This window comes from Pseudomonas sp. LAM2023, assembly GCF_016620375.1.
In the GTDB taxonomy this organism is placed as follows: Bacteria; Pseudomonadota; Gammaproteobacteria; order Pseudomonadales; family Pseudomonadaceae; genus Aquipseudomonas; species Aquipseudomonas anuradhapurensis.
Genome location: NZ_JAENHV010000015.1, coordinates 134,436 through 155,165 on the forward strand (window position 1 = coordinate 134,436; position 20,730 = coordinate 155,165).

The following is a 20,730-nucleotide window of genomic DNA, read 5'->3' on the forward strand; positions in this document are numbered from 1 at the left end:
TTCAAACCTGCGCGATCCATTTGCGGTGCGTATGGATCGACATCAGAACGCCAAACGCTGACAGCAGCGTCACCAACGAAGTTCCGCCATAGCTGATGAAGGGCAGCGGCACGCCCACCACGGGCAAAAGGCCGCTGACCATCCCGATATTGACGAATACATAGACAAAGAAGGTCATGGTCAGGCTGCCGGCCAGCAGCTTGCCGAACAAGGTCTGCGCCTGGGCGGTAATCACCAGGCCACGGCCGATCAGCAGCAGATAGACGATCAGCAACAGGCAAATGCCGACCAGGCCGAATTCCTCGCCGAGCACGGCAATGATGAAATCGGTGTGGCTTTCCGGCAGGAAGTCCAGGTGCGACTGCGTCCCGAGCAGCCAGCCCTTGCCGAATACACCGCCCGAGCCGATCGCCGCCTTGGACTGGATGATGTTCCAGCCGGTGCCCAACGGGTCGCTTTCCGGGTCGAGGAAGGTCAGTACCCGCTGTTTCTGGTAGTCATGCATGACGAAGAACCACATCGCCACCGCCACCGGCACTGCCGCCGCCAGCACGCTGAGGATCCAGCGCCAGCGCAGGCCGCCCATGAACAGCACGAAGGCACCGGAGGCAAGGATCAGCAGCGCAGTCCCCAGGTCGGGCTGGCGCACGATCAGGATGAACGGCACGCCAATCAGCACCAGGCTGATCGCCACGTGCTTGAGATGTGGCGGCAAGGTGCGCTTGGACAGGTACCAGGCGATGGTCGCCGGCATGATGATCTTCATGAACTCCGAGGGCTGGAAGCGAATCACCCCGGGAATGTTGATCCAGCGCGTGGCGCCCATGGCGTTGTGGCCCATCACGTCGACCACCACCAGCAGCATCACCCCGACCAGGTAGGCCAACGGCACCCAGCGCGCCATGAAGCGGGGCTCCAGCTGGGCGATGATGAACATCGACGCAAGGCCGATGCCGAACGAGGTGGCCTGCTTGAGCAACAGGTCCCAGTTCTTGCCACTGGCCGAGTACAGCACGAACAGGCTGCCAGCCGCGAGGGTCAGCAGAATGACCAGCAAAGGGCCGTCGACGTGGATGCGCTGCAGAAAACTGGCGCGCCGACGCATCACATCCTCGCTGGAGAGCATGCGATCGAAATTGTTCATCACAGGGCTGATTCCTGGGTAACGGTGGCGGGCGCGAACTCGGGCTTGAGCCGGCCGTTTTCGTCGAGCAGCCAGGCGTCCATCACCTGGCGTACCACCGGCGCGGCAACACCCGAGCCCGACTCACCGTTCTCGACCATCACCGATACCACGATCTTCGGGTCGTCGGCCGGGGCGAAGGCGACGAACAGGGCGTGGTCGCGGTGGCGCTCCTGGAGTTTGTTGCGGTCATACTTCTCGCCCTGCTTGATCGCCACCACCTGGGCGGTACCGCTCTTGCCGGCGATGCGGTACTGCGCGCCGATGGCCGCCTTGCGTGCGGTACCGCGGGCGTTGTGCATCACCTGCTCCATGCCATGGGTGACCTTGGCCCAGTCGGACTTGTCACGCAGCACGATGTTGTCCATGGGGTTGTCGTCCACCGGCGGCTGGCCCTCGATGGTCTTGGCCAGGTGCGGGCGGTTCCATACGCCCTTGTTGGCGATCAGCGCGGTGGCCTGGGCCAGCTGCAGCGGCGTGGCCTGCATGTAGCCCTGGCCGATACCGAGGATCAGGGTTTCGCCGGGGAACCACGCCTGGCGACGGGTAGCACGTTTCCATTCCCGCGACGGCATCAGCCCGGCGGACTCTTCGAACATGTCCAGGGAAACCCGCTGGCCGATACCGAACTTGTTCATGTAGCTGGACAGCCGGTCGATGCCCATCTTGTGCGCCAGGTCGTAGAAGTAGGTGTCGTTGGAACGCATGATCGCGGTGTCCAGGTCGACCCAGCCATCGCCGGTGCGGTTCCAGTTGCGGTACTTGTGGTCGTAGTTGGGCAGTTGGTAGTAACCCGGGTCGAACACCCGGCTGCCGGCATTGACCACACCACTGTCCAGGCCGGCGATGGCCACGGCCGGCTTGATGGTCGAACCCGGCGGGTACAGGCCGCGCAGCACGCGGTTGAACAAGGGCCGGTCGATCGAGTCGCGCAGTTCGGCATAGGCCTTGAAACCGATGCCGGTGACGAACAGGTTGGGGTCGAAGCTGGGCTGGCTGACCATTGCCAGCACCTCGCCGGTACGCGGGTCGAGTGCCACCACGGCGCCGCGCCGACCACCCAGGGCGGCCTCGGCGGCTTCCTGCAACTTGATGTCCAGGCTCAGCACGATGTCCTTGCCCGGTTTCGGGTCGGTACGCTTGAGCACGCGCAGCACCCGGCCGCGAGCGTTGGTCTCGACTTCCTCGTAGCCCACCTGGCCGTGCAGGGCGTCTTCGTAGAACCGTTCGATGCCGGTCTTGCCAATGTGGTGGGTGCCGCTGTAGTTCACCGGATCGAGCGTTTTCAGCTCCTTCTCGTTGATCCGCCCCACATACCCCACCGAATGCGCGAAATGCGCACCCTGCGGGTAATGGCGCACCAGCTGGGCCACCACTTCCACACCCGGCAGGCGGAACTGGTTCACTGCCACGCGAGCAATCTGCTCTTCGTTGAGCTCGAACAGGATCGGCACTGGCTCGAACGGCCGGCGGCCCTGGCGCATGCGCTTCTCGAACAGGGCGCGATCATCGGGCGTCAATTCCAGCACTTCGACGATGGTATCCAGCACTTCCTGCCAGTTGCCCGCACGTTCACGGGTCATCGACAGGCTGAAGCTGGGCCGGTTGTCGGCAACGATCACCCCGTTACGGTCGAAGATCAGCCCGCGGGTCGGCGGAATCGGCTGCACATGCACCCGGTTGTTCTCCGACAGCGTCGAGTGGTAGTCGTACTGGATGATCTGCAGGTAGTACAGCCGCGCGATCAGCACGCAGACCAGCAGCACGACCGCCACTGCGCCCACCACGACGCGGTTGCGCACCAGGCGGGCGTCTTTCTCATGGTCCTTGAGACGGATCGGCTGCGACATCGGGCTGCTTACAGGCTCATTTGTGGTAAGGATGCCCGGACAGCACGGTCCAGGCGCGGTAGATCTGCTCGCCGATGAGTATCCTTACCAACGGGTGCGGCAGGGTCAACGGCGACAGCGACCAGCGTTGTTCGGCACGCGCACAGACCTCCGGCGCCAGGCCTTCCGGGCCGCCCACCATCAAATTCACCGTGCGCGCATCTAGGCGCCAGCGGTCCAGCTCGGTCGCCAGTTGCTCGGTACTCCAGGGCTTGCCATGGACCTCGAGGGTGACGATGCGCTCCCCGGGCTGAACCTTACTCAGCATGGCCTCGCCCTCCTGACGAATCAGGCGGGCGACATCGGCATTCTTGCCACGGGTATTCAGCGGGATTTCCACCAGCTCCAGCGACAGCTCGGCGGGCAGGCGCTTGGCATATTCATGCCAGCCTTCCTCGACCCACTTCGGCATGCGCGAGCCGACCGCGATCAGGCGCAGACGCACAGCGCTTTCCTTATTCCCGGTCCTTGAGCTTTTCGGAATACTCGTGGGCCTGGTCCGGGCTGTGGTGCTTGCCATCGGCGGCACGGCTCTGCTCGGCACCCTGCCACAGGCGCTCCAGGTCGTAGAACTGGCGGGCAGCGGCGGTCATCATGTGCACGATGACGTCGTTCAGGTCCAGCAGTACCCAGTCGCTGTCGCCCTTGCCTTCTTCACCCAGTGGCTGGGCGCCCTTGGCCTTGACCGCTTCGCGGACCTTTTCCAGCATCGCGTTGATCTGGCGGTTGGAGGTACCGGTGGCAATGATCATGTAGTCGGTCAGGCTGTGCTTTTCGCGCACGTCGATGACCTGGATGTCCTGGGCCTTGACGTCTTCCAGCGCTGCCTTGGTCAGGGCGACCAGTTCTTCGCCGTGGATTTTCTGCTTGGTCATATAAAACTCGTTCAACTCGTTGGATGAGGCGCCAGAGGCACCGTCAGTTAGGTGCACGATACAGTTCGTGCGCCTCGATGTAGGCCAGTACGGCGTCCGGCACCAGGAACCTCACCGATTTGCCGCTGGCCAGCAGCTGTCGGATCTGTGTAGCCGACACCGCAAGCGGCGTCTGCCAGACGAACGAAATGTTTCCCGCCGGGCCGGACAAGGCGGTGGGATCGCTCTCCGAGCGCGCAGCCAGCAGGTTGCGCAGCTCGTCAGGGGGTTCTACGTCGGCATCCGGGCGTTGCAGCACCAGGATGTGACAGTGTTGCAGCAATTCTTCCCAGCGGTGCCAGCCGGGCAGCCCACAGAAGGCATCCCAGCCCAGCACCAGGAACAGCTGGTCGTTGGCCGCCAGTTCGGCGCGGATCGACTCCAGCGTATCGATGGTGTACGACGGCTTGTCGCGTGCCAGCTCACGAGCATCCACGCTCAGGCAGGGCACACCCTGCACGGCGCTCTGCACCATGGCCAGGCGGTCCTTGGCGGCCACCTGCGGGGTGCCGCGGTGCGGCGGCCGGGCATTGGGCAACAGGCGCAGCTCGTCCAGCCCCATGAACTCGGCCACTTCCAGCGCGCTGCGCAGGTGGCCGATGTGCACGGGGTCGAAGGTGCCGCCTAGAATGCCGATGCGCCGGACTGCCTGGGCCTTGCTCAACTCAGCAGGACTCCTGGCCGCGCAGCTGGCCATCGCCGATCACCACGTACTTCTCGCAGGTCAGGCCTTCCAGGCCGACCGGGCCGCGGGCATGCAGCTTGTCGGTGGAGATGCCGATCTCGGCACCCAGGCCGTACTCGAAGCCGTCGGCGAAGCAGGTCGGGGTATTGAGCATGACCGACGCCGAATCGACCTCGGCCATGAACTGACGCGCTTCACCCTGGTGTTCGCTGATGATCGAATCGGTGTGGTGCGAGCCATAGTGGTTGATGTGCTCGATGGCCTGGTCCAGGCCGTCGAGCACACGGATCGACAGGATCGCATCCAGGTACTCGGTGTGCCAGTCGGCCTCGGTGGCCGGCTTGGCCTCGATGATGGCCCGGGTGCGCTCGCAGCCACGCAGCTCTACGCCCTTCTCCTGAAAGCGACGGGCCATCTCTGGCAGGAAGCGCTCGGCCACCTGCTGATCGACCAGCAACGTCTCCATGGCGCCACAGATACCGTAGCGATAGGTCTTGGCGTTGAATGCCACGCGCCAGGCCTTGTCCAGGTCGGCGTGCCGACTGACATAAATGTGGCAGATACCGTCCAGGTGCTTGATTACCGGCACACGGGCATCGCGGCTGATGCGCTCGATCAGGCCACGACCACCGCGCGGCACGATGACGTCGACGAATTCCGGCATGCTGATCAGTGCCCCCACGGCCTCGCGGTCGGTGGTTTCCACCACCTGCACCACGGCCGCCGGCAGGCCGGCTGCGGCCAGGCCACGCTGGATGCAGGTGGCAATCGCACGGTTGGAATGAATGGCTTCGGAGCCGCCACGCAGGATGGTCGCGTTACCCGACTTCAGGCACAGGCTGGCAGCATCGATGGTCACGTTCGGACGCGACTCGTAGATGATCCCGATCACCCCCAGCGGCGTGCGCATCTTGCCCACCTGGATACCCGATGGGCGGTAGCTCATGTCGCGGATGGCACCGACCGGGTCCGGCAGGCTGGCCACCTGGCGCAGCCCGGTGATCATGCCGTCGATACGCGCCGGGGTCAGCGCCAGACGATCGAGCAAGGCCGGCTCCAGGCCGTTGGCGCGGCCGGCGGCGAGGTCTCGCTCGTTGGCGGCGGTCAGCTCGGCCCGGGCGGCATCCAGCGCGTCGGCGGCAGCTTGCAGGGCGCGGTTCTTCTGCGCGGTGCTGGCACGGCCGATCACCCGGGAAGCCTCACGGGCAGCGCGACCCAGGCGGGTCATATAGTCAAGAACGGACTCAGTCATGGGTTCGGTGTCTTGGCGAAGGGGAAATCGGCTGATTATAACTGCCGCGCAGGTGTACGCCCAGCGGTGGGTGGCGGATGGTCGAAAATGGCTGGGCTCGACCCGCTTCTTGTGGCGCCTGTGAGATCGCGCGCCGCCCGCCCCAAGGCGAACCCCTTAGGCTCAACCAACACCGAAACATGCAGATACCAATCAATCACCCCACCGGTTCAGCCTCGATTAAGTCATTCATTGCTATCATCCCCGCCTTCCCAACCGCGAACTGCCCCGCATGCCAGCACTGCCCGACAGCTTCTTCGACCGCGACGCCCAGACCCTGGCCAAGGCCCTGCTGGGCAAGGTCATCCGTCACCGCCACGGCGACCTGTGGCTGGCCGCACGGATCATCGAGACCGAGGCCTACTACCTCAGCGACAAAGGCAGCCACGCCTCGCTCGGCTACACCGAAAAGCGCAAGGCGCTGTTCCTCGATGGCGGGCACATCTACATGTACTACGCGCGCGGCGGCGACTCGCTTAACTTCAGCGCCCACGGGCCGGGCAACGCGGTGCTGATCAAGTCCGCCTACCCTTGGCAGGACGCCATCTCGGGGCCGAACAGCCTGGCGCAGATGCAACTGAACAACCCCGACGCCAGCGGCAACCTGCGCCCGGCCGAGCGCCTGTGCGCCGGGCAGACGCTGCTGTGCCGCGCCCTCGGCCTGAAGGTGCCACACTGGGACGCCCAGCGCTTCGACCCCGAGCGCCTGTACGTCGAGGATTGCCGCAACGCCGTGCCGCGGATCATCCAGACGGCCCGCCTGGGCATCCCGTACGGCCGCGACGAGCACCTGCCCTACCGCTTCGTCGATGCCGAATACGCCCGTTTCTGCACGCGGAACCCGTTGCGTCGAGGCCAAGTCGAAGGCCGCGACTTCTTCATTCTCGAACAAGGAAGCTGAACCATGGGCCAATGGCTCGACAGCCTGACCGGCTGGCTCAGCGCCAACCCACAGTGGCTTGGCCTGGCAATTTTCCTGGTGGCCTGCATCGAATGCCTGGCCATTGCCGGCATCATCGTACCGGGCACCGTGCTGCTGTTCGCGGTCGCGGTGCTGGCCGGCAGCGGTACCTTCAGCCTGGGCGAAACGCTGCTGCTGGGCTTTCTCGGTGGCCTGCTGGGTGACGCCGTGTCCTATGCCGTGGGCAAGTACTTCCATCAGAACATCCGCCGCCTGCCGCTACTGCGTCACCACCCGGAATGGATCGGCAGCGCCGAGGCCTATTTCCAGCGCTACGGCATCGCCAGCCTGCTGGTAGGGCGCTTCATCGGGCCGCTGCGGCCCATGCTGCCGATGGTCGCCGGCATGTTCGACATGCCGCTGCCGCGCTTCATCGCCGTCAGTCTGGTGGCCGGCGTGGGCTGGTCGGTGGCCTATCTGCTGCCCGGCTGGGCCACGGGTGCAGCCATGCGCCTGCCGTTGCCGGAAGGCTTCTGGCTGGATGCCGGCATCATCGCCGGCACCCTGGCAGTCATCATCGGGCTGAGCCTGAATACCAGCATCCGCGATCAACGCCACGGCACCCGGCTGATCGCCGGCATGAGCCTGGCGGCACTGGCCGGGGTGTTCCTGGGCTGGCCCTACCTGCACGAATTCGACCAAGGCGTGATGACACTGGTGCAGGAGCACCGTAGCCAGGCCATCGATGGCGCCGTGGTGCTGGTGACCCGGCTAGGCGATTTCCGCACTCAACTGGTCTTGGGCGGCCTGTTGACTGGCCTGCTGCTGCTTGCCCGGCAATGGCGTCATGCCCTGTTCGCCGCTGGCGTACTGATGGGCACGGCACTTGCCAATGGCACCCTGAAATGGCTGTTCGCCCGGGCCCGGCCAGAGGTACTCAGCGACCCCTTGACCAGCTACAGCATGCCCAGCGGGCACAGTTCGGCGTCGTTCGCGTTCTTTCTGGTCATGGCCGTGCTGGCCGGGCGCGGGCAGCCGCCGCGGATGCGCCTGACCTGGGTCATGCTGGGCTGCATTCCGGCGCTGGCGATAGCCCTGTCGCGGGTTTACCTGGGGGCTCACTGGCCGACCGACATCCTCGCCGGGGCCCTGTTGGCGTGCTGTGTATGTGCGCTGAGCCTGGCATTGGTACAGCGGCGGCAGACCTTGCCGGCCTTGCCACTGCGGGTGTGGTGGCTGATAGTACCGGCCTGCATCGCGTTGCTGGCGTTCTTTGCCATGCATGCGTTGCCGCAGGCGTTGTTGCGCTATCAGTACTGATTGCGCCCTGTAGGAGCGGCCTTGTGTCGCGAAAGGGCTGCGAAGCAGCCCCGGCAATTTATGGCTGCGCTGAAGTTCTGGGGCTGCTTCGCAGCCCTTTCGCGACACAAGGCCAGGGCCAGCAGCAGGGCCAGGCAGTCAGGCAAACAGCTCGCCCTGAATCCGCTCCAGCAGCTTCTGGATCTCGCCCAGGCGCTGCTGCGGTGAGTCGAGGGCCAGCAGGTCCAGCTTGTCCTCTTCCATGAACGGCAAAAGGTACGCCAACTGGTTGGCCAGCGCCTGCCGCCCGTCCACCGGGCGCGGCATGTCCAGGGCTTCGACCATCGGGTGCTCGCCCAGCGCCACCAGCAACGCCAGCAGGTCATCGTCGGCCTCGAGCAACGGGCTGTCCGCCTGCTCCGGCAACCATTGCACCTGCCCCATCATCAACTGGTCCTTCTGCACCTCGGTGCTTGCCAGGTTGAAACGCCGCACACCTTCGACGCGAATGCCCAACAAACCGTTATCCTGCTGCACGAAGTCGCGGATCACCGCCTCACAGCCGATCGAGGCCACTACCGGCGGCGCCTTGCCGACCTGTTCGCCTTCGAGGATGCACACCACGCCAAAACCTTCGCCCTGCTTCATGCAGCGCCCGATCATGTCCAGGTAGCGCGCCTCGAAAATCTGCAGATCGAGAAAGCAGCCAGGAAACAGCACGGTATTGAGCGGAAACAGCGGTAACGTCATTACAAATCCTCAAGCCACCAGGCTGACCGCCAGCGGCAGGAACACCGCCGTGGCCACGCCCATCAGGCTCATTGCCAGCGCGGCAAAGGCGCCGCATTCGTCACTTTCCTGCAGGGCCACCGAAGTACCCACCGCGTGCGCGGTCACCCCCAACGCCATGCCGCGCGCCTCGGGGCTGTGCACGCCAAAGCGGCTCAGCAGCGCCGGGCCGAAGATCGCCCCGATCACGCCGGTAATCAACACAAACACCGCCGCCAGGGCCGCCACCCCGCCAATCTGCTCGGCCACCAGCATGGCAATTGGCGAGGTCACCGATTTTGGCGCCATGGTCATCAGGATCATGTGTTCCGCACCGAACCACCAGCCCAGCATCAGGCAGAACAGCGTGGCAAACAGGCCTCCGATTACCAGCGTAGTAAAGATGGGCCAGAACAGCTGGCGGATACGCCGCAGGTTCAGGTAAAGCGGCACCGCCAGGGCCACGGTGGCAGGCCCCAGCAGGATGTTCATGATCTCCGTGCTCTTGCGGTATTCGCGGTAGTCGATGCCGAACAGCAGCAGCACGCCGATCACCAGCAGCATCGACACCAGCACCGGCTGCAAGAAGATCCAGCGGGTCTTCTCGTAGGCGGCCAGCACCACCTGGTAGGCGCCGAGGGTAATGCCGATACCGAACAAGGGATGATGCACCACCGCGTCCAGCGCGCCTTGCCAGTCAAGCATCATGGCTGCTCCTCGCGTCGGCCCTGGCGCTGGATGAGCTTTTGCATCAGCACGCCGACAAACGCCAGGGTCACCAGGCAGGAAATCAGCAACGCCCCGACGATGGCCCAGAAGTCGGCAGCAATGTCCCTGGCATACACCATCACCCCTACTGCCGGCGGCACCAGCAACAGCGGCAGGTAGCGCAGCAGGCTGCTGGCCGCCTCGTTCAGCGGCTTGCCAACCTCGCCACGGGCCATGAGAAAACACAGCAGCAGCAACAGGCCGATGATCGGCCCCGGCAGAAACGGCACCAACAAGTGGTTGATCGCCGTACCCAGCAACTGGAACAGCACCAGCCAGGTCAGACCACGCAACAGCATAAGCATCTCCCTCGTGCACGGCTGCCATTATAAGCATGTGGCCGTCATATACCGATATTCGCCGAAATACCTGCAACTTGACTGAAACGGTTCGCCGTGCTGATCTTGCACATTCGTACCAACTGACAACTTGGAGAGCCCGCGATGCCCTATGTACCGGTTACAGAGCTTTCGCAGTACGTTGGTAAGGAACTGGGCCGTTCGGCCTGGCTGAAGATCGACCAGCAGCGCATCAACCTGTTCGCCGAAGCCACGGGTGATTTCCAGTTCATCCATGTGGACCCGGTCAAGGCGGCGCAGACTCCGTTCGGCTGCACCATTGCCCACGGCTTCCTGACGTTGTCGCTGATCCCCAAGTTGATCGAGGACATCCTGGTCCTGCCGCAAGGGCTGAAAATGGTGGTGAACTATGGGCTGGACAGCGTGCGCTTCATCCAGCCGGTCAAGGTCGATAGCCAGGTGCGGCTGAAGGTAGAGCTGGCAGAGGTGGCGGAGAAGAAGCCGGGGCAGTGGCTGCTCAAGGCGATCGCCACCCTGGAGATCGAGGGCGAGGACAAGCCGGCCTACATAGCCGAGTCGCTCTCCCTGTGTTTTGTCTGATGGATTTCGGGGGCGCTGCACGCCCCCTTGCCAAGCCGATCCACAAATCCCCCGCACTCGCGTAAACTGCCAGCCTTCGCGCAGCCTGGGGCTGCCCCTGTCGATTTACCAAAGGTGCCCGCCATGCCCTGGCTGCAAGTACGCCTGGCCATCAGCCCGGAACAAGCCGAAACCTACGAAGACGCCCTGCTCGAAGTGGGCGCTGTCTCGGTCACGTTCATGGATGCCGAGGATCAACCGATCTTCGAGCCAGACCTCAACACCACCCCGCTGTGGTCGCACACCCACCTGCTGGCCCTGTTCGAGGCCGATGCCGAGCCCGAGCAGGTGTTCTCCCACCTGCGCCTGCTGACCGGTGCCGAGCTGCCCGAGCACCAGGCCGAGGTGATCGAGGACCAGGACTGGGAACGCAGCTGGATGGACAACTTCCAGCCGATGCGCTTCGGCCGCCGCCTGTGGATCGTGCCCAGCTGGCACGAAGCACCGGAAAAGGACGCGGTGAACCTGCTGCTCGACCCGGGCCTGGCGTTCGGCACCGGCACCCACCCGACCACCGCCCTGTGCCTGGAATGGCTCGACGGCCAGCAGCTCGAAGGCACCCAGGTGCTGGACTTCGGTTGCGGCTCGGGCATCCTGGCCATCGCCGCGCTGCTGCTGGGCGCCCGCGAGGCGGTGGGTACCGACATCGACGTGCAGGCCATCGAGGCTTCGCGCGACAACGCCCAGCGCAATGGCATCGCCGATGAAAAGCTGGCGCTGTACCTGCCCGAGCACATGCCGGCGATGCAGGCCGACGTGCTGGTTGCCAACATCCTTGCCGGCCCGCTGGTGTCGCTGGCGCCGCAGCTGTCCGGCCTGGTGCGCCCCGGTGGCCTGCTGGCGCTATCGGGCATCCTCGCCGAACAGGGTGAAGAAGTGGCTGCGGCCTATGCCGCCGACTTCGAGCTGGACCCGATCGTCGTGCGCGACGGCTGGGTCCGCATCAGTGGTCGCCGCCGTTAAGCCGGCCTAGAATACGTTTCTGCATAGCTCCCGGATCGCCGCATGACCGACAGTTTCGTCACCCAGTGCCCGCATTGCCAGACTAGCTTTCGCGTCACTCACCACCAACTGAGCGTGGCCCGCGGCGTGGTGCGCTGCGGCCACTGCCTGCAGGTATTCAATGCTGCCAGGCAGTTGCTGGAGCAGAACCGCACCAGTACGGCCAGTCAACCTGTGGTGCCGGCGCCAGAGCCGGCGGTGCCTGACGCGCCGGTGGCCGAGCCAACGGTGGCGCACGAGCCGGCTGTCGACCAGCACAGCAGCGCTGCCGACGAAAACTGGGCACTCACCGCCCAGGCACTGGACGCCCTCGATCTCGACAAGGAGCTGGAACGCCTGGAGCGTCGCGGCCAACCCGTACCGGCACGCCCGGCCGAGCAGGATGACGGGTTGCAGGCCCGGCGCGACGACTTGCAGCCGGACGAACACGCTGACGACCTGTTCGGCACGGCCGCCGATGAACCTTTCGAACCACCACAGGCAGATGAGCCGGCCCCGGTGCTGCAGCCGCTGGAGCTGGATCTCGAACCTGCCCCGGGCGAGCGCACCGAGCCAACCCTGGGCGGTAGCCTGGAGCTGGACTTCGACGATGAGCCGCCGGTGCGCCATGCCGTCGACGATGACCACCCCGCCTTCGACGAACCGCTGCGTGCCAGCGATGACGAAACTGCGGAAAAAGGCCTGAACGCGCGCGACGAGGAACCGCTGGCGCTGAGCCTGTCGGCGCACGATGACCACCCTGTCGAGCCGCTGCCCGGCGAACGCCTGGAACCAGGCTTTGCCGCCAAGCCAGAGCGCCCGGCACGCAAGGAGCCGCTGGTCGACGTGGTCGACGACCCATTGCAGCTGGGCTGGGAGAAGCCCGCACCGAACTGGGGCAAACGCCTGCTGTGGGGCTTCCTGACCTTGCTCGCCGCGGGCATGCTGGCGTTCCAGTACGTGTGGTTCCACTTCGACGAAATGGCCCGTCAGGACCAGTACCGGCCGCTCTTCCAGCAAGTCTGCCCGTTGGTCGGGTGCGAAGTCCCGACCCGCGTCGATATTGCCCGGATCAAAAGCAGCAACCTGGTGGTGCGCAGCCACCCGGACTTCAAGGGTGCGTTGATCGTCGATGCGATCATCTACAACCGCGCACCGTTCGCCCAGCCCTTCCCGCTGCTGGAGCTGCGCTTCGCCGACCTCAATGGCCAACTGATCGCCAGCCGACGCTTCAAGCCCAGCGAGTACCTCTCGGGGGAACTGGCCGGGCGTGGCGAGATGCCCAGCCAGACCCCGATCCATATCGCCCTGGACATCCTTGACCCCGGGCCGAAGGCAGTCAACTACAGCCTCAGCTTCCGTTCGCCGGAATGAACATCATGCCGGCGGGGGCGCCTTGCGCCCCTTCGCGACACAAGGCCGCTGCTACAGGAGATCGCGTTCGCCTGTAGCAGCGGCCGCGTGTCGCGAAAGGGCTGCAAAGCAGCCCCAGGCCCTTCTCCATACCAAATGGCATAAGCCGACAACTGTTCAGATTTTATCCAAACCCATCTTTATCCGGTCACCGAGAGCGGGTATCATGCCAACCCTTTTTCAGACTCCAAGATTCGGCCCCACAACAGGGATCACCTATGTCGGCGGTACGCATCGGCCAATACACACTACGTAACAACCTGATCCTCGCGCCCATGGCCGGCGTTACGGACCAGCCTTTCCGTACCCTTTGCCAGCGCCTGGGCGCCGGCATGGTGGTGTCGGAAATGGTCTCCAGCGACATGAGCCTGTGGAACAGCCGCAAGTCGAGCCTGCGCCGCATCCATGAAGGTGATCCCGAGCCACGCTCGGTGCAGATCGCCGGTGGTGATGCGCAGATGATGGCAGCGGCGGCGCAAGCCAATGTCGAGGCAGGTGCCCAGATCATCGATATCAACATGGGCTGCCCGGCAAAAAAAGTCTGCAACAAAGCCGCAGGCTCTGCTTTATTGAGAGATGAAGCCTTGGTCAGCGAGATTCTCCACGCCGTGGTTGGCGCCGTGGACGTCCCGGTGACGCTGAAGATTCGCACCGGCTGGGACCGGGCGAACAAGAACGGCCTGAACGTGGCGAAGATCGCCGAACAGGCCGGCATCCAGGCGCTGGCGGTACATGGCCGCACACGCGCCGACCTGTATACCGGCGAAGCCGAATACGACACCATCGCTGCCATCAAGCAGGCGGTGTCGATCCCGGTTTTTGCCAACGGCGATATCACATCGCCAGAAAAGGCCCGGGCGGTGCTGGACGCCACCGGTGTCGATGGCCTGCTGATTGGCCGGGCTGCCCAGGGGCGGCCATGGATCTTTCGCGAGATCGAGCATTACCTGCGCACTGGCGAACATCTGCCAGCGCCGCAACTGGATGAAGTGGAACGCATCCTGCTGGAGCACCTGGCAGCGCTGCATGCCTTCTATGGCGATGTGATGGGCGTACGTATCGCCCGCAAGCACGTTGGCTGGTACCTGGCAACACGACCCGGCGGCAAGGAGTTTCGCTCCCGGTTCAACGCTTTGGAAGACACACAAGCGCAGTGCGCCAACGTTCGTGCGTTTTTCAGCGAACGTCGACAGAGCCTTGAGACAGAGGACGGACAAGGGGTGGCCGCATGACGATGATGACCGAGACATTTGTGAGTGGAACAACGCCCGTGAGCGACAACGCCAACCTGAAACAGCACCTGAACACGCCGAGCGAAGAAGGCCAGACCCTTCGCGACAGCGTCGAGAAGGCGCTGCACAACTACTTCGCCCACCTGGAAGGCGCGACCGTGACGGACGTGTACAACCTGGTGCTGTCCGAAGTCGAGGCGCCCCTGCTCGAAAGCGTGATGAACTACGTCAAGGGCAACCAGACCAAGGCCAGCGAGATGCTCGGGCTGAACCGAGGCACCCTGCGCAAGAAGCTCAAGCAGTACGACTTGCTGTAAGCCAGAATCCCAACCAGAAAAGGCGGCTCCCTGAACAGAGGCGCCTTTTTTGCTGACTCCACCGCGTTATTGGAACCCGAAATGACCGACCAGACTACCCGCCTGCCAGTCCGCCGCGCCCTGATCAGCGTCTCCGACAAGACCGGTATCCTCGAATTCGCCCGTGAGCTGCAGCAGCTCGGTGTCGAGATCCTGTCCACCGGTGGCACCTACAAGCTGCTCAAGGACAACGGCGTCAACGCGGTGGAAGTGGCCGACTACACCGGCTTCGCCGAAATGATGGATGGCCGGGTCAAGACCCTGCACCCGAAAATCCACGGCGGCATCCTCGGCCGTCGCGGTATCGACGACGCCATCATGAACGAGCACGGCATCAAGCCGATCGACCTGGTAGCAGTCAACCTGTACCCGTTCGAAGCCACCATTTCCAAGCCTGGCTGTGATCTGCCGACCGCCATCGAGAACATCGACATCGGCGGCCCGACCATGGTCCGTTCGGCTGCCAAGAACCACAAGGACGTGGCCATCGTGGTCAACGCCAGCGACTACGCCGGCATCGTCGAAGGCCTCAAGGCCGGTGGCCTGACCTACGCCCAGCGTTTCGACCTGATGCTCAAGGCGTTCGAGCACACCGCTGCCTATGACGGCATGATCGCCAACTACATGGGCACCATCGACCAGGCCAAGGAGACCCTGAGCACCGAAGGCCGTAGCGAATTCCCGCGCACCTTCAACAGCCAGTTCGTCAAGGCCCAGGAAATGCGCTACGGCGAGAACCCGCACCAGAGCGCGGCGTTCTACGTCGAGGCGAAAAAGGGTGAAGCCAGCGTTTCCACCGCCATCCAGCTGCAGGGCAAGGAGCTGTCGTTCAACAACGTGGCCGACACCGATGCCGCGCTGGAATGCGTGAAGAGCTTCGTCAAGCCAGCCTGCGTCATCGTCAAGCACGCCAACCCGTGCGGCGTGGCCGTAGTACCTGAAGAAGAAGGCGGTATCCGCAAGGCCTACGACCTGGCCTACGCGACCGACACCGAATCGGCGTTCGGTGGCATCATCGCCTTCAACCGCGAGCTGGATGGCGAAACCGCCAAGGCCATCGTCGACCGCCAGTTCGTCGAAGTGATCATCGCACCGAAAATCTCCCAGGCCGCCCGCGACGTGGTTGCCGCCAAGCAGAACGTACGCCTGCTGGAATGCGGCGAGTGGCCAGCCGAGCGCGCTGCCGGTTGGGACTTCAAGCGCGTCAACGGTGGCCTGCTGGTGCAGAGCCGCGATATCGGCATGATCAGCGCCGATGACCTGAAGATCGTGACCAAGCGTGCACCGACCGAGCAAGAGATCCACGACCTGGTATTCGCCTGGAAAGTGGCCAAGTTCGTCAAGTCCAACGCCATCGTCTACGCCAAGCAGCGCCAGACCATCGGCGTCGGTGCCGGCCAGATGAGCCGCGTCAACTCCGCCCGCATCGCGGCCATCAAGGCTGAACACGCCGGCTTGCAGGTGCAGGGTGCTGTCATGGCATCGGATGCGTTCTTCCCGTTCCGTGACGGCATCGACAACGCAGCTAAAGTGGGTATCAGCGCCGTGATCCAGCCAGGTGGCTCGATGCGCGATGCCGAGGTGATTGCTGCCGCTGACGAAGCTGGCATCGCCATGGTCTTCACCGGCATGCGCCACTTCCGCCACTGATTTACGGCAATCGGCCGCACTGAAGCAGGCATCTGCTGCGTTGGGGCCGGTTTCGCTGATGCTCATTGCCAGAAGGCAACTCCGCTCATCGCAACCGGCCCCGCCTTGCATCTACCTGCTTCATTGCGACCTCGTACAGCGTGAGGTTTTGCCTCTCGCCCGAAAGAACTCGAGGTTTTGACATGAAAGTTTTGATCATCGGCAGCGGCGGTCGTGAACACGCCCTGGCCTGGAAAGTCGCCCAGGACCCACGTGTCGAGAAAGTCTTCGTTGCCCCGGGCAACGCCGGCACCGCCACCGAAGCCAAGTGCGAAAACGTCGCTATCGACGTCAACGCGCTGGAGCAACTGGCCGATTTCGCCGAGCAGAACGTACAAATGACCATCGTCGGCCCGGAAGCGCCGCTGGTCGCTGGTGTCGTCGACCTGTTCCGCAGCCGTGGCCTGGATTGCTTCGGCCCGACCAAGGGCGCGGCCCAGCTGGAAGGCTCCAAGGCCTTCACCAAGGACTTCCTGGCCCGGCACAAGATTCCAACCGCCGACTACCAGAACTTCACCGAAATCGAGCCCGCCCTGGCCTACCTGCAGGAAAAAGGCGCGCCGATCGTGATCAAGGCCGATGGCCTGGCCGCCGGCAAGGGCGTGATCGTCGCCATGACCCTCGAGGAGGCCGAAGCCGCCGTGCGCGACATGCTGGCCGGCAATGCCTTCGGTGACGCCGGTTCGCGCGTGGTCATCGAAGAGTTTCTCGACGGCGAGGAAGCCAGCTTCATCGTCATGGTCGATGGCCAGAACGTGTTGCCCATGGCCACCAGCCAGGACCACAAGCGCGTCGGCGACCAGGACACCGGCCCGAACACCGGCGGCATGGGTGCCTACTCCCCTGCCCCGGTGGTCACCGCCGAAGTGCACCAGCGCGTGATGGACCAGGTAATCTGGCCGACCGTGCGTGGCATGGCCGAAGAAGGCAACGTCTACACCGGCTTCCTCTACGCCGGCCTGATGATCGACAAGGCGGGCAACCCCAAGGTCATCGAGTTCAACTGCCGCTTCGGCGACCCGGAAACCCAGCCGGTCATGCTGCGTCTGGAGTCGAGCCTGGTGCTGCTGGTCGAGGCTGCATTCGCCAAGGCGCTGGACAAGGTCGAAGCCCAGTGGGACCCGCGCCCGAGCCTGGGCGTGGTGCTGGCCGCCGGCGGTTACCCGGGCGACTATGCCAAGGGTGATGTGATCAACGGCCTGGAAGCAGCGGCCAAGATCGAAGGCAAGGTATTCCATGCCGGTACTTCGCTGAAAGACGGCCAGGTGGTCACCAACGGTGGCCGCGTGCTCTGCGCCACCGCCATGGGTGCCAGCGTTGCCGACGCCCAGCAGCAGGCCTATCGCCTGGCCAAGGAAGTCAGCTGGAACGGCAGTTTCTACCGTAGCGACATCGGCTACCGGGCCATTGCCCGCGAGCGCGGTGAGCACCAGCAGTAAGCTTTACCGGAGCGCCGTGACGCCCAGGGTTGGAAGAACCCAGGCGCACGGCCCCCGGCTCGTCGACAGGGCCCCGCGCGGGCCTTGCCTTCGACTTGGCGCGCCGCGCATAGTTACTACCTGGCACCTAGGCTAAGAAGGGATTTCGTAGTGCGTCGGCTTCGGATTGCCTCAGTTCTGATCGTCAGCTTGCTGACCCTGCTCTGCCTGTTCCCGGCTGCCGCCGAACATGACGGAGGCTGGGCCGTGCTGCTCGACGAACAGGCCAACCTGCAACTGAGCGACGTGCGCTCCGAGCGTTACCGCAACCAGTTCAGCCCGCTGGCCCTCGCCGACCTGGATGCCGCTCCGGCGGAACAGGCCATGTGGCTGCACTACCGTTTGGACCCCAGCGAGCAGGAACAACTGCTGCGGGTGTTCGCCCCAGACCTGTCTGGCCTGGACCTCTACGCCCTCGAAGGCGACAAGCTTCTGCGTCAGCTGCACCACGGCCGCCAGGCTGGCAATGCCAGCCCGACCCTGCGTGGCAGCGACCATGTATTACCCCTGCCCAACAGCAAGCAACCGGTGGACATCTACCTGCGCCTGGTCTCTGAACACCAGCTGCGCCCGGCCATCAGCCTGGAGCCTGCGGCCGTGGCCGCCTCCGACCAACGCCAGCCGCTGCTGTTCGGCATGCTGTTCGGCGGCCTGGTGATGCTGATCCTGCATAACCTGATCCGCTTCTTCTACAGCCGCTCCAGCACCGCCCTGATCCTGGCCCTCTACCATGGCCTGATGCTGCTCAGCGGCCTGATCCTGCTGAACCTCAGCGGCCCCTGGTGGCACGTCTGGCACAGCGCACAGACGCCCGCCGCCTACCTCACGCTGGTCCTGGCCGGCCTGGCGGGGCTGTATTTCACCCAACACTTCTTCGCACCGTGCAACTCACCGCGGCTGAATCGCCTGCTGCAGGGCGACATGCTGGTGGTCGGTGTCAGCGGGCTGGTACTGCTGTTCGTCGACACCCTGCCGCTGAACCTGATGACCTACGCCCTGATGGCCCTGGGTAGCGTCAGCATGCTGCTGGTCAGCAGTTATCACTGGTACAAGGGTTATGCCCCGGCGCGGGTGTTCAGCCTGGCGATGGTGGTGTTCAACCTCGGCGGCCTGGTGCTGTTGCCGGCGCTGCTCGGCCTCACCCGCACACCGACACCCTGGCTGCTGTGCATCCTCCTGGGCTTGACCGTGGCCAGCGGCCTGCTGCTCAACCTGGCGGTCAGCGAACGTCTGCGGCGAATGAGCGAGGAGCGCTTCAGCGCCAGCCGCGCCCTGGCCGCCAGCAATGCCGAAATCAACGCCAAGGCCGAATTCCTGGCCAAGATCAGCCACGAAATCCGTACGCCGATGAACGGGGTGCTGGGCATGACCGAATTGCTGCTGGGCACCCCGTTGTCGGTCAAGCAGCGCGATTATGTGCAGACCATCCACAGCGCCGGCAACGAACTGCTCACGCTGATCAACGAGATTCTCGACATCTCCAAGCTGGAGTCCCGGCAGATCGAACTGGATGACGTGCAGTTCGACCTCAATGCGCTGATCGAGGATTGCCTGAACATCTTCCGCGCCAAGGCCGAGCAGCAGAACGTCGAGCTGATCAGCTTTACCCAACCACAAGTTCCAAGGGTGATCAGCGGCGATCCCACACGCCTGCGCCAGGCCTTGTCGAGCCTGCTGGAAAACGCCTTGAAGAACACCGATCAGGGCGAAATCCTGCTGGTAGTGGCGCTGGACCAGCGGGGCGAGGTACCGCGCCTGCGCATTGCCGTGCAGGACAGCGGCGAGCCGATGCCCGCTGCCGATCGCGAAGCCTTGCTGCAAGCCGAACTGCACAGCCACCACTTCCTGTCCAGCAACAAGCTGGGCGGCCACCTCGGGCTGGTCATTGCCAAGCAGTTGATCGGCCTGATGCAAGGCGAGTTCGGCATCAAGAGCAGCAGCGGCATGGGCAATACCCTGTGGCTGGCGCTACCACTCGACCCTTCGCGCCTGGAGCAGCCGCCGGCCGACCTCGACGGCCCGCTGCGTGACGCCCGCGTGCTGGTGGTGGACGACAACGACACCTGCCGCAAGGTGCTGGTACAACAGTGCAGCGCCTGGGGCATGAACGTCAGCGCGGTGCCGTCGGGCAAGGAAGCCCTGGCCCTGCTGCGCACCAAGGCCCATCTGCGCGACTACTTCGACGCCGTGCTGCTGGACCAGAACATGCCGGGCATGACCGGCATGCAACTGGCCGCCAAGATCAAGGAAGACCCGAGCCTGAACCACGACATCCTGGTGGTGATGCTCACCGGTATCAGCAACGCACCGAGCAAGATCATTGCGCGCAACGCCGGGGTCAAGCGGATCCTCGCCAAGCCGGTGGCCGGCTACACCCTGAAGACCACCCTCGCCGAAGAACTGGCCCAGCGCGGTCGCGAGCAGGCCATCCCTGCCAGCCCGCCCGGTACCGCACAGGCGCTGGAGCTGCCTGGCGACTTCCGCGTACTGGTCGCCGAGGACAACAGCATTTCGACCAAGGTGATCCGTGGCATGCTGGGCAAGCTCAACCTCGAGCCCGACACCGCCAGCAATGGCGAAGAAGCCTTGCAGGCGATGAAGGCGCAGCGTTATGACCTGGTGCTGATGGACTGCGAAATGCCGATACTGGATGGCTTCTCGGCCACCCAACAACTACGTGCCTGGGAAGCCGCCAACCAGCGCCAGCGCACCCCGGTGGTGGCGCTGACCGCGCACATTCTTGCCGAACACAAGGAACGCGCGCGCCTGGCCGGGATGGACGGGCACATGGCCAAACCGGTGGAATTGTCGCAGTTGCGCGAGCTGATCCAGTATTGGGCCAATCAGCGGGAAACCAAGGTGGACCCGGCGCCTACCTCCTGATCGGTATTGTCTGTACAGGCAACCCTGATGCTGCTGATACACTTGCCCACACCTTTCCTGCC

At 64.2% G+C, this 20,730-nt stretch carries 19 protein-coding genes; 10 read left to right on the forward strand and 9 right to left on the reverse strand.

The annotated features are described in order from the left end of the window. Position 1: 1 nt before the first annotated feature. The 6 genes from rodA to JKP78_RS06310 are packed head-to-tail and all read right to left on the reverse strand — an operon-like array spanning position 2 to position 5,923. Positions 2 to 1,105, reverse strand: coding sequence for a rod shape-determining protein RodA (gene rodA, locus JKP78_RS06285; RefSeq protein WP_170034301.1), 1,104 nt, complete (start codon positions 1,103 to 1,105; stop codon positions 2 to 4). 38 nt (positions 1,106 to 1,143) lie between these two features. Continuing rightward, the gene (gene mrdA / locus JKP78_RS06290; protein WP_170032884.1) at positions 1,144 to 3,033 is read right to left on the reverse strand and encodes a penicillin-binding protein 2; all 1,890 of its coding nucleotides are present in this window, start codon (positions 3,031 to 3,033) and stop codon (positions 1,144 to 1,146) included. 16 nt (positions 3,034 to 3,049) lie between these two features. Beyond that, positions 3,050 to 3,517 (reverse strand): 23S rRNA (pseudouridine(1915)-N(3))-methyltransferase RlmH, encoded by a 468-nt coding sequence (gene rlmH / locus JKP78_RS06295; RefSeq protein WP_003249722.1) that lies wholly within the window; start codon positions 3,515 to 3,517, stop codon positions 3,050 to 3,052. Between the two features lie 10 nt (positions 3,518 to 3,527). Then, positions 3,528 to 3,947 carry a ribosome silencing factor gene (gene rsfS / locus JKP78_RS06300; protein ID WP_087499514.1) on the reverse strand — a complete coding sequence of 140 codons (420 nt, stop codon included), beginning with the start codon at positions 3,945 to 3,947 and terminating at the stop codon, positions 3,528 to 3,530. Positions 3,948 to 3,990: 43 nt separating this feature from the next. Then, positions 3,991 to 4,683, reverse strand: coding sequence for a nicotinate-nucleotide adenylyltransferase (gene nadD, locus JKP78_RS06305; RefSeq protein WP_186686578.1), 693 nt, complete (start codon positions 4,681 to 4,683; stop codon positions 3,991 to 3,993). Further along, positions 4,652 to 5,923 (reverse strand): glutamate-5-semialdehyde dehydrogenase, encoded by a 1,272-nt coding sequence (locus JKP78_RS06310; RefSeq protein ID WP_186686576.1) that lies wholly within the window; start codon positions 5,921 to 5,923, stop codon positions 4,652 to 4,654. The genes nadD and JKP78_RS06310 overlap by 32 nt, the downstream gene beginning before the upstream one ends. Positions 5,924 to 6,194: 271 nt before the next feature. On the opposite strand from JKP78_RS06310, the gene JKP78_RS06315 reads away from it, so the two are divergent. Together JKP78_RS06315 and JKP78_RS06320 are read left to right on the forward strand one after the other, a co-directional pair. After that, a complete protein-coding gene (locus JKP78_RS06315; RefSeq protein ID WP_186686575.1) occupies positions 6,195 to 6,863 on the forward strand; it encodes a DNA-3-methyladenine glycosylase in 669 nt (222 codons plus the stop codon). 3 nt (positions 6,864 to 6,866) lie between these two features. Further along, the gene (locus tag JKP78_RS06320) at positions 6,867 to 8,183 is read left to right on the forward strand and encodes a bifunctional DedA family/phosphatase PAP2 family protein (RefSeq protein ID WP_200626262.1); all 1,317 of its coding nucleotides are present in this window, start codon (positions 6,867 to 6,869) and stop codon (positions 8,181 to 8,183) included. A gap of 138 nt (positions 8,184 to 8,321) precedes the next feature. Here JKP78_RS06320 and JKP78_RS06325 read toward each other — a convergent pair whose 3' ends face one another. The 3 genes from JKP78_RS06325 to JKP78_RS06335 are packed head-to-tail and all read right to left on the reverse strand — an operon-like array spanning position 8,322 to position 9,997. Continuing rightward, on the reverse strand, positions 8,322 to 8,912 hold the full coding sequence (locus tag JKP78_RS06325; RefSeq protein WP_200626268.1) for an LON peptidase substrate-binding domain-containing protein: 591 nt from the start codon (positions 8,910 to 8,912) through the stop codon (positions 8,322 to 8,324). Between the two features lie 9 nt (positions 8,913 to 8,921). Then, the gene (locus tag JKP78_RS06330) at positions 8,922 to 9,638 is read right to left on the reverse strand and encodes an LrgB family protein (RefSeq protein ID WP_186686562.1); all 717 of its coding nucleotides are present in this window, start codon (positions 9,636 to 9,638) and stop codon (positions 8,922 to 8,924) included. Beyond that, the gene (locus JKP78_RS06335) at positions 9,635 to 9,997 is read right to left on the reverse strand and encodes a CidA/LrgA family protein (RefSeq protein ID WP_170032900.1); all 363 of its coding nucleotides are present in this window, start codon (positions 9,995 to 9,997) and stop codon (positions 9,635 to 9,637) included. Before JKP78_RS06335 ends, JKP78_RS06330 begins: the two co-directional genes overlap by 4 nt. A 144-nt stretch (positions 9,998 to 10,141) precedes the next feature. Between JKP78_RS06335 and JKP78_RS06340 the strand changes: the two genes are divergently transcribed. The 8 genes from JKP78_RS06340 to JKP78_RS06375 all read left to right on the forward strand — a co-directional run bounded on the left by JKP78_RS06340 (position 10,142) and on the right by JKP78_RS06375 (position 20,668). Further along, positions 10,142 to 10,597, forward strand: a complete 456-nt coding sequence (locus tag JKP78_RS06340) for a MaoC family dehydratase (RefSeq protein WP_186686559.1) — start codon at positions 10,142 to 10,144, stop codon at positions 10,595 to 10,597. Between the two features lie 123 nt (positions 10,598 to 10,720). Continuing rightward, entirely contained in the window at positions 10,721 to 11,599 is an 879-nt protein-coding gene (gene prmA / locus JKP78_RS06345) for a 50S ribosomal protein L11 methyltransferase (RefSeq protein WP_186686556.1), read from the forward strand. 42 nt (positions 11,600 to 11,641) lie between these two features. Beyond that, on the forward strand, positions 11,642 to 12,991 hold the full coding sequence (locus JKP78_RS06350; RefSeq protein ID WP_200626270.1) for a DUF3426 domain-containing protein: 1,350 nt from the start codon (positions 11,642 to 11,644) through the stop codon (positions 12,989 to 12,991). A 257-nt stretch (positions 12,992 to 13,248) separates the two neighbouring features. Further along, a complete protein-coding gene (gene dusB, locus JKP78_RS06355; RefSeq protein ID WP_170032907.1) occupies positions 13,249 to 14,262 on the forward strand; it encodes a tRNA dihydrouridine synthase DusB in 1,014 nt (337 codons plus the stop codon). Then, a complete protein-coding gene (fis, locus tag JKP78_RS06360) occupies positions 14,259 to 14,579 on the forward strand; it encodes a DNA-binding transcriptional regulator Fis (protein ID WP_012274390.1) in 321 nt (106 codons plus the stop codon). Before dusB ends, fis begins: the two co-directional genes overlap by 4 nt. Positions 14,580 to 14,660: 81 nt before the next feature. Then, positions 14,661 to 16,268 carry a bifunctional phosphoribosylaminoimidazolecarboxamide formyltransferase/IMP cyclohydrolase gene (purH, locus tag JKP78_RS06365; protein ID WP_186686550.1) on the forward strand — a complete coding sequence of 536 codons (1,608 nt, stop codon included), beginning with the start codon at positions 14,661 to 14,663 and terminating at the stop codon, positions 16,266 to 16,268. A 182-nt stretch (positions 16,269 to 16,450) separates the two neighbouring features. After that, complete coding sequence (purD, locus tag JKP78_RS06370; RefSeq protein WP_200626272.1) at positions 16,451 to 17,746, forward strand: phosphoribosylamine--glycine ligase; 1,296 nt, start codon at positions 16,451 to 16,453, stop codon at positions 17,744 to 17,746. Between the two features lie 150 nt (positions 17,747 to 17,896). Then, on the forward strand, positions 17,897 to 20,668 hold the full coding sequence (locus JKP78_RS06375) for a hybrid sensor histidine kinase/response regulator (protein ID WP_186686544.1): 2,772 nt from the start codon (positions 17,897 to 17,899) through the stop codon (positions 20,666 to 20,668). Positions 20,669 to 20,730: the final 62 nt, after the last annotated feature.

What these genes read in the sequence shown, in the direction of transcription:
- rodA (WP_170034301.1), bottom strand. Translation starts at nt 1,105, where the DNA reads ATGCGTCGGCGCGCCAGTTTTCTGCAGCGCATCCACGTCGACGGCCCT.
- mrdA (WP_170032884.1), bottom strand. Translation starts at nt 3,033, where the DNA reads ATGTCGCAGCCGATCCGTCTCAAGGACCATGAGAAAGACGCCCGCCTG.
- rsfS (WP_087499514.1), bottom strand. Translation starts at nt 3,947, where the DNA reads ATGACCAAGCAGAAAATCCACGGCGAAGAACTGGTCGCCCTGACCAAG.
- nadD (WP_186686578.1), bottom strand. Translation starts at nt 4,683, where the DNA reads ATGGCCAGCTGCGCGGCCAGGAGTCCTGCTGAGTTGAGCAAGGCCCAG.
- JKP78_RS06310 (WP_186686576.1), bottom strand. Translation starts at nt 5,923, where the DNA reads ATGACTGAGTCCGTTCTTGACTATATGACCCGCCTGGGTCGCGCTGCC.
- JKP78_RS06315 (WP_186686575.1), top strand. Translation starts at nt 6,195, where the DNA reads ATGCCAGCACTGCCCGACAGCTTCTTCGACCGCGACGCCCAGACCCTG.
- JKP78_RS06320 (WP_200626262.1), top strand. Translation starts at nt 6,867, where the DNA reads ATGGGCCAATGGCTCGACAGCCTGACCGGCTGGCTCAGCGCCAACCCA.
- JKP78_RS06325 (WP_200626268.1), bottom strand. Translation starts at nt 8,912, where the DNA reads ATGACGTTACCGCTGTTTCCGCTCAATACCGTGCTGTTTCCTGGCTGC.
- JKP78_RS06330 (WP_186686562.1), bottom strand. Translation starts at nt 9,638, where the DNA reads ATGATGCTTGACTGGCAAGGCGCGCTGGACGCGGTGGTGCATCATCCC.
- JKP78_RS06335 (WP_170032900.1), bottom strand. Translation starts at nt 9,997, where the DNA reads ATGCTGTTGCGTGGTCTGACCTGGCTGGTGCTGTTCCAGTTGCTGGGT.
- JKP78_RS06340 (WP_186686559.1), top strand. Translation starts at nt 10,142, where the DNA reads ATGCCCTATGTACCGGTTACAGAGCTTTCGCAGTACGTTGGTAAGGAA.
- prmA (WP_186686556.1), top strand. Translation starts at nt 10,721, where the DNA reads ATGCCCTGGCTGCAAGTACGCCTGGCCATCAGCCCGGAACAAGCCGAA.
- JKP78_RS06350 (WP_200626270.1), top strand. Translation starts at nt 11,642, where the DNA reads ATGACCGACAGTTTCGTCACCCAGTGCCCGCATTGCCAGACTAGCTTT.
- dusB (WP_170032907.1), top strand. Translation starts at nt 13,249, where the DNA reads ATGTCGGCGGTACGCATCGGCCAATACACACTACGTAACAACCTGATC.
- fis (WP_012274390.1), top strand. Translation starts at nt 14,259, where the DNA reads ATGACGATGATGACCGAGACATTTGTGAGTGGAACAACGCCCGTGAGC.
- purH (WP_186686550.1), top strand. Translation starts at nt 14,661, where the DNA reads ATGACCGACCAGACTACCCGCCTGCCAGTCCGCCGCGCCCTGATCAGC.
- purD (WP_200626272.1), top strand. Translation starts at nt 16,451, where the DNA reads ATGAAAGTTTTGATCATCGGCAGCGGCGGTCGTGAACACGCCCTGGCC.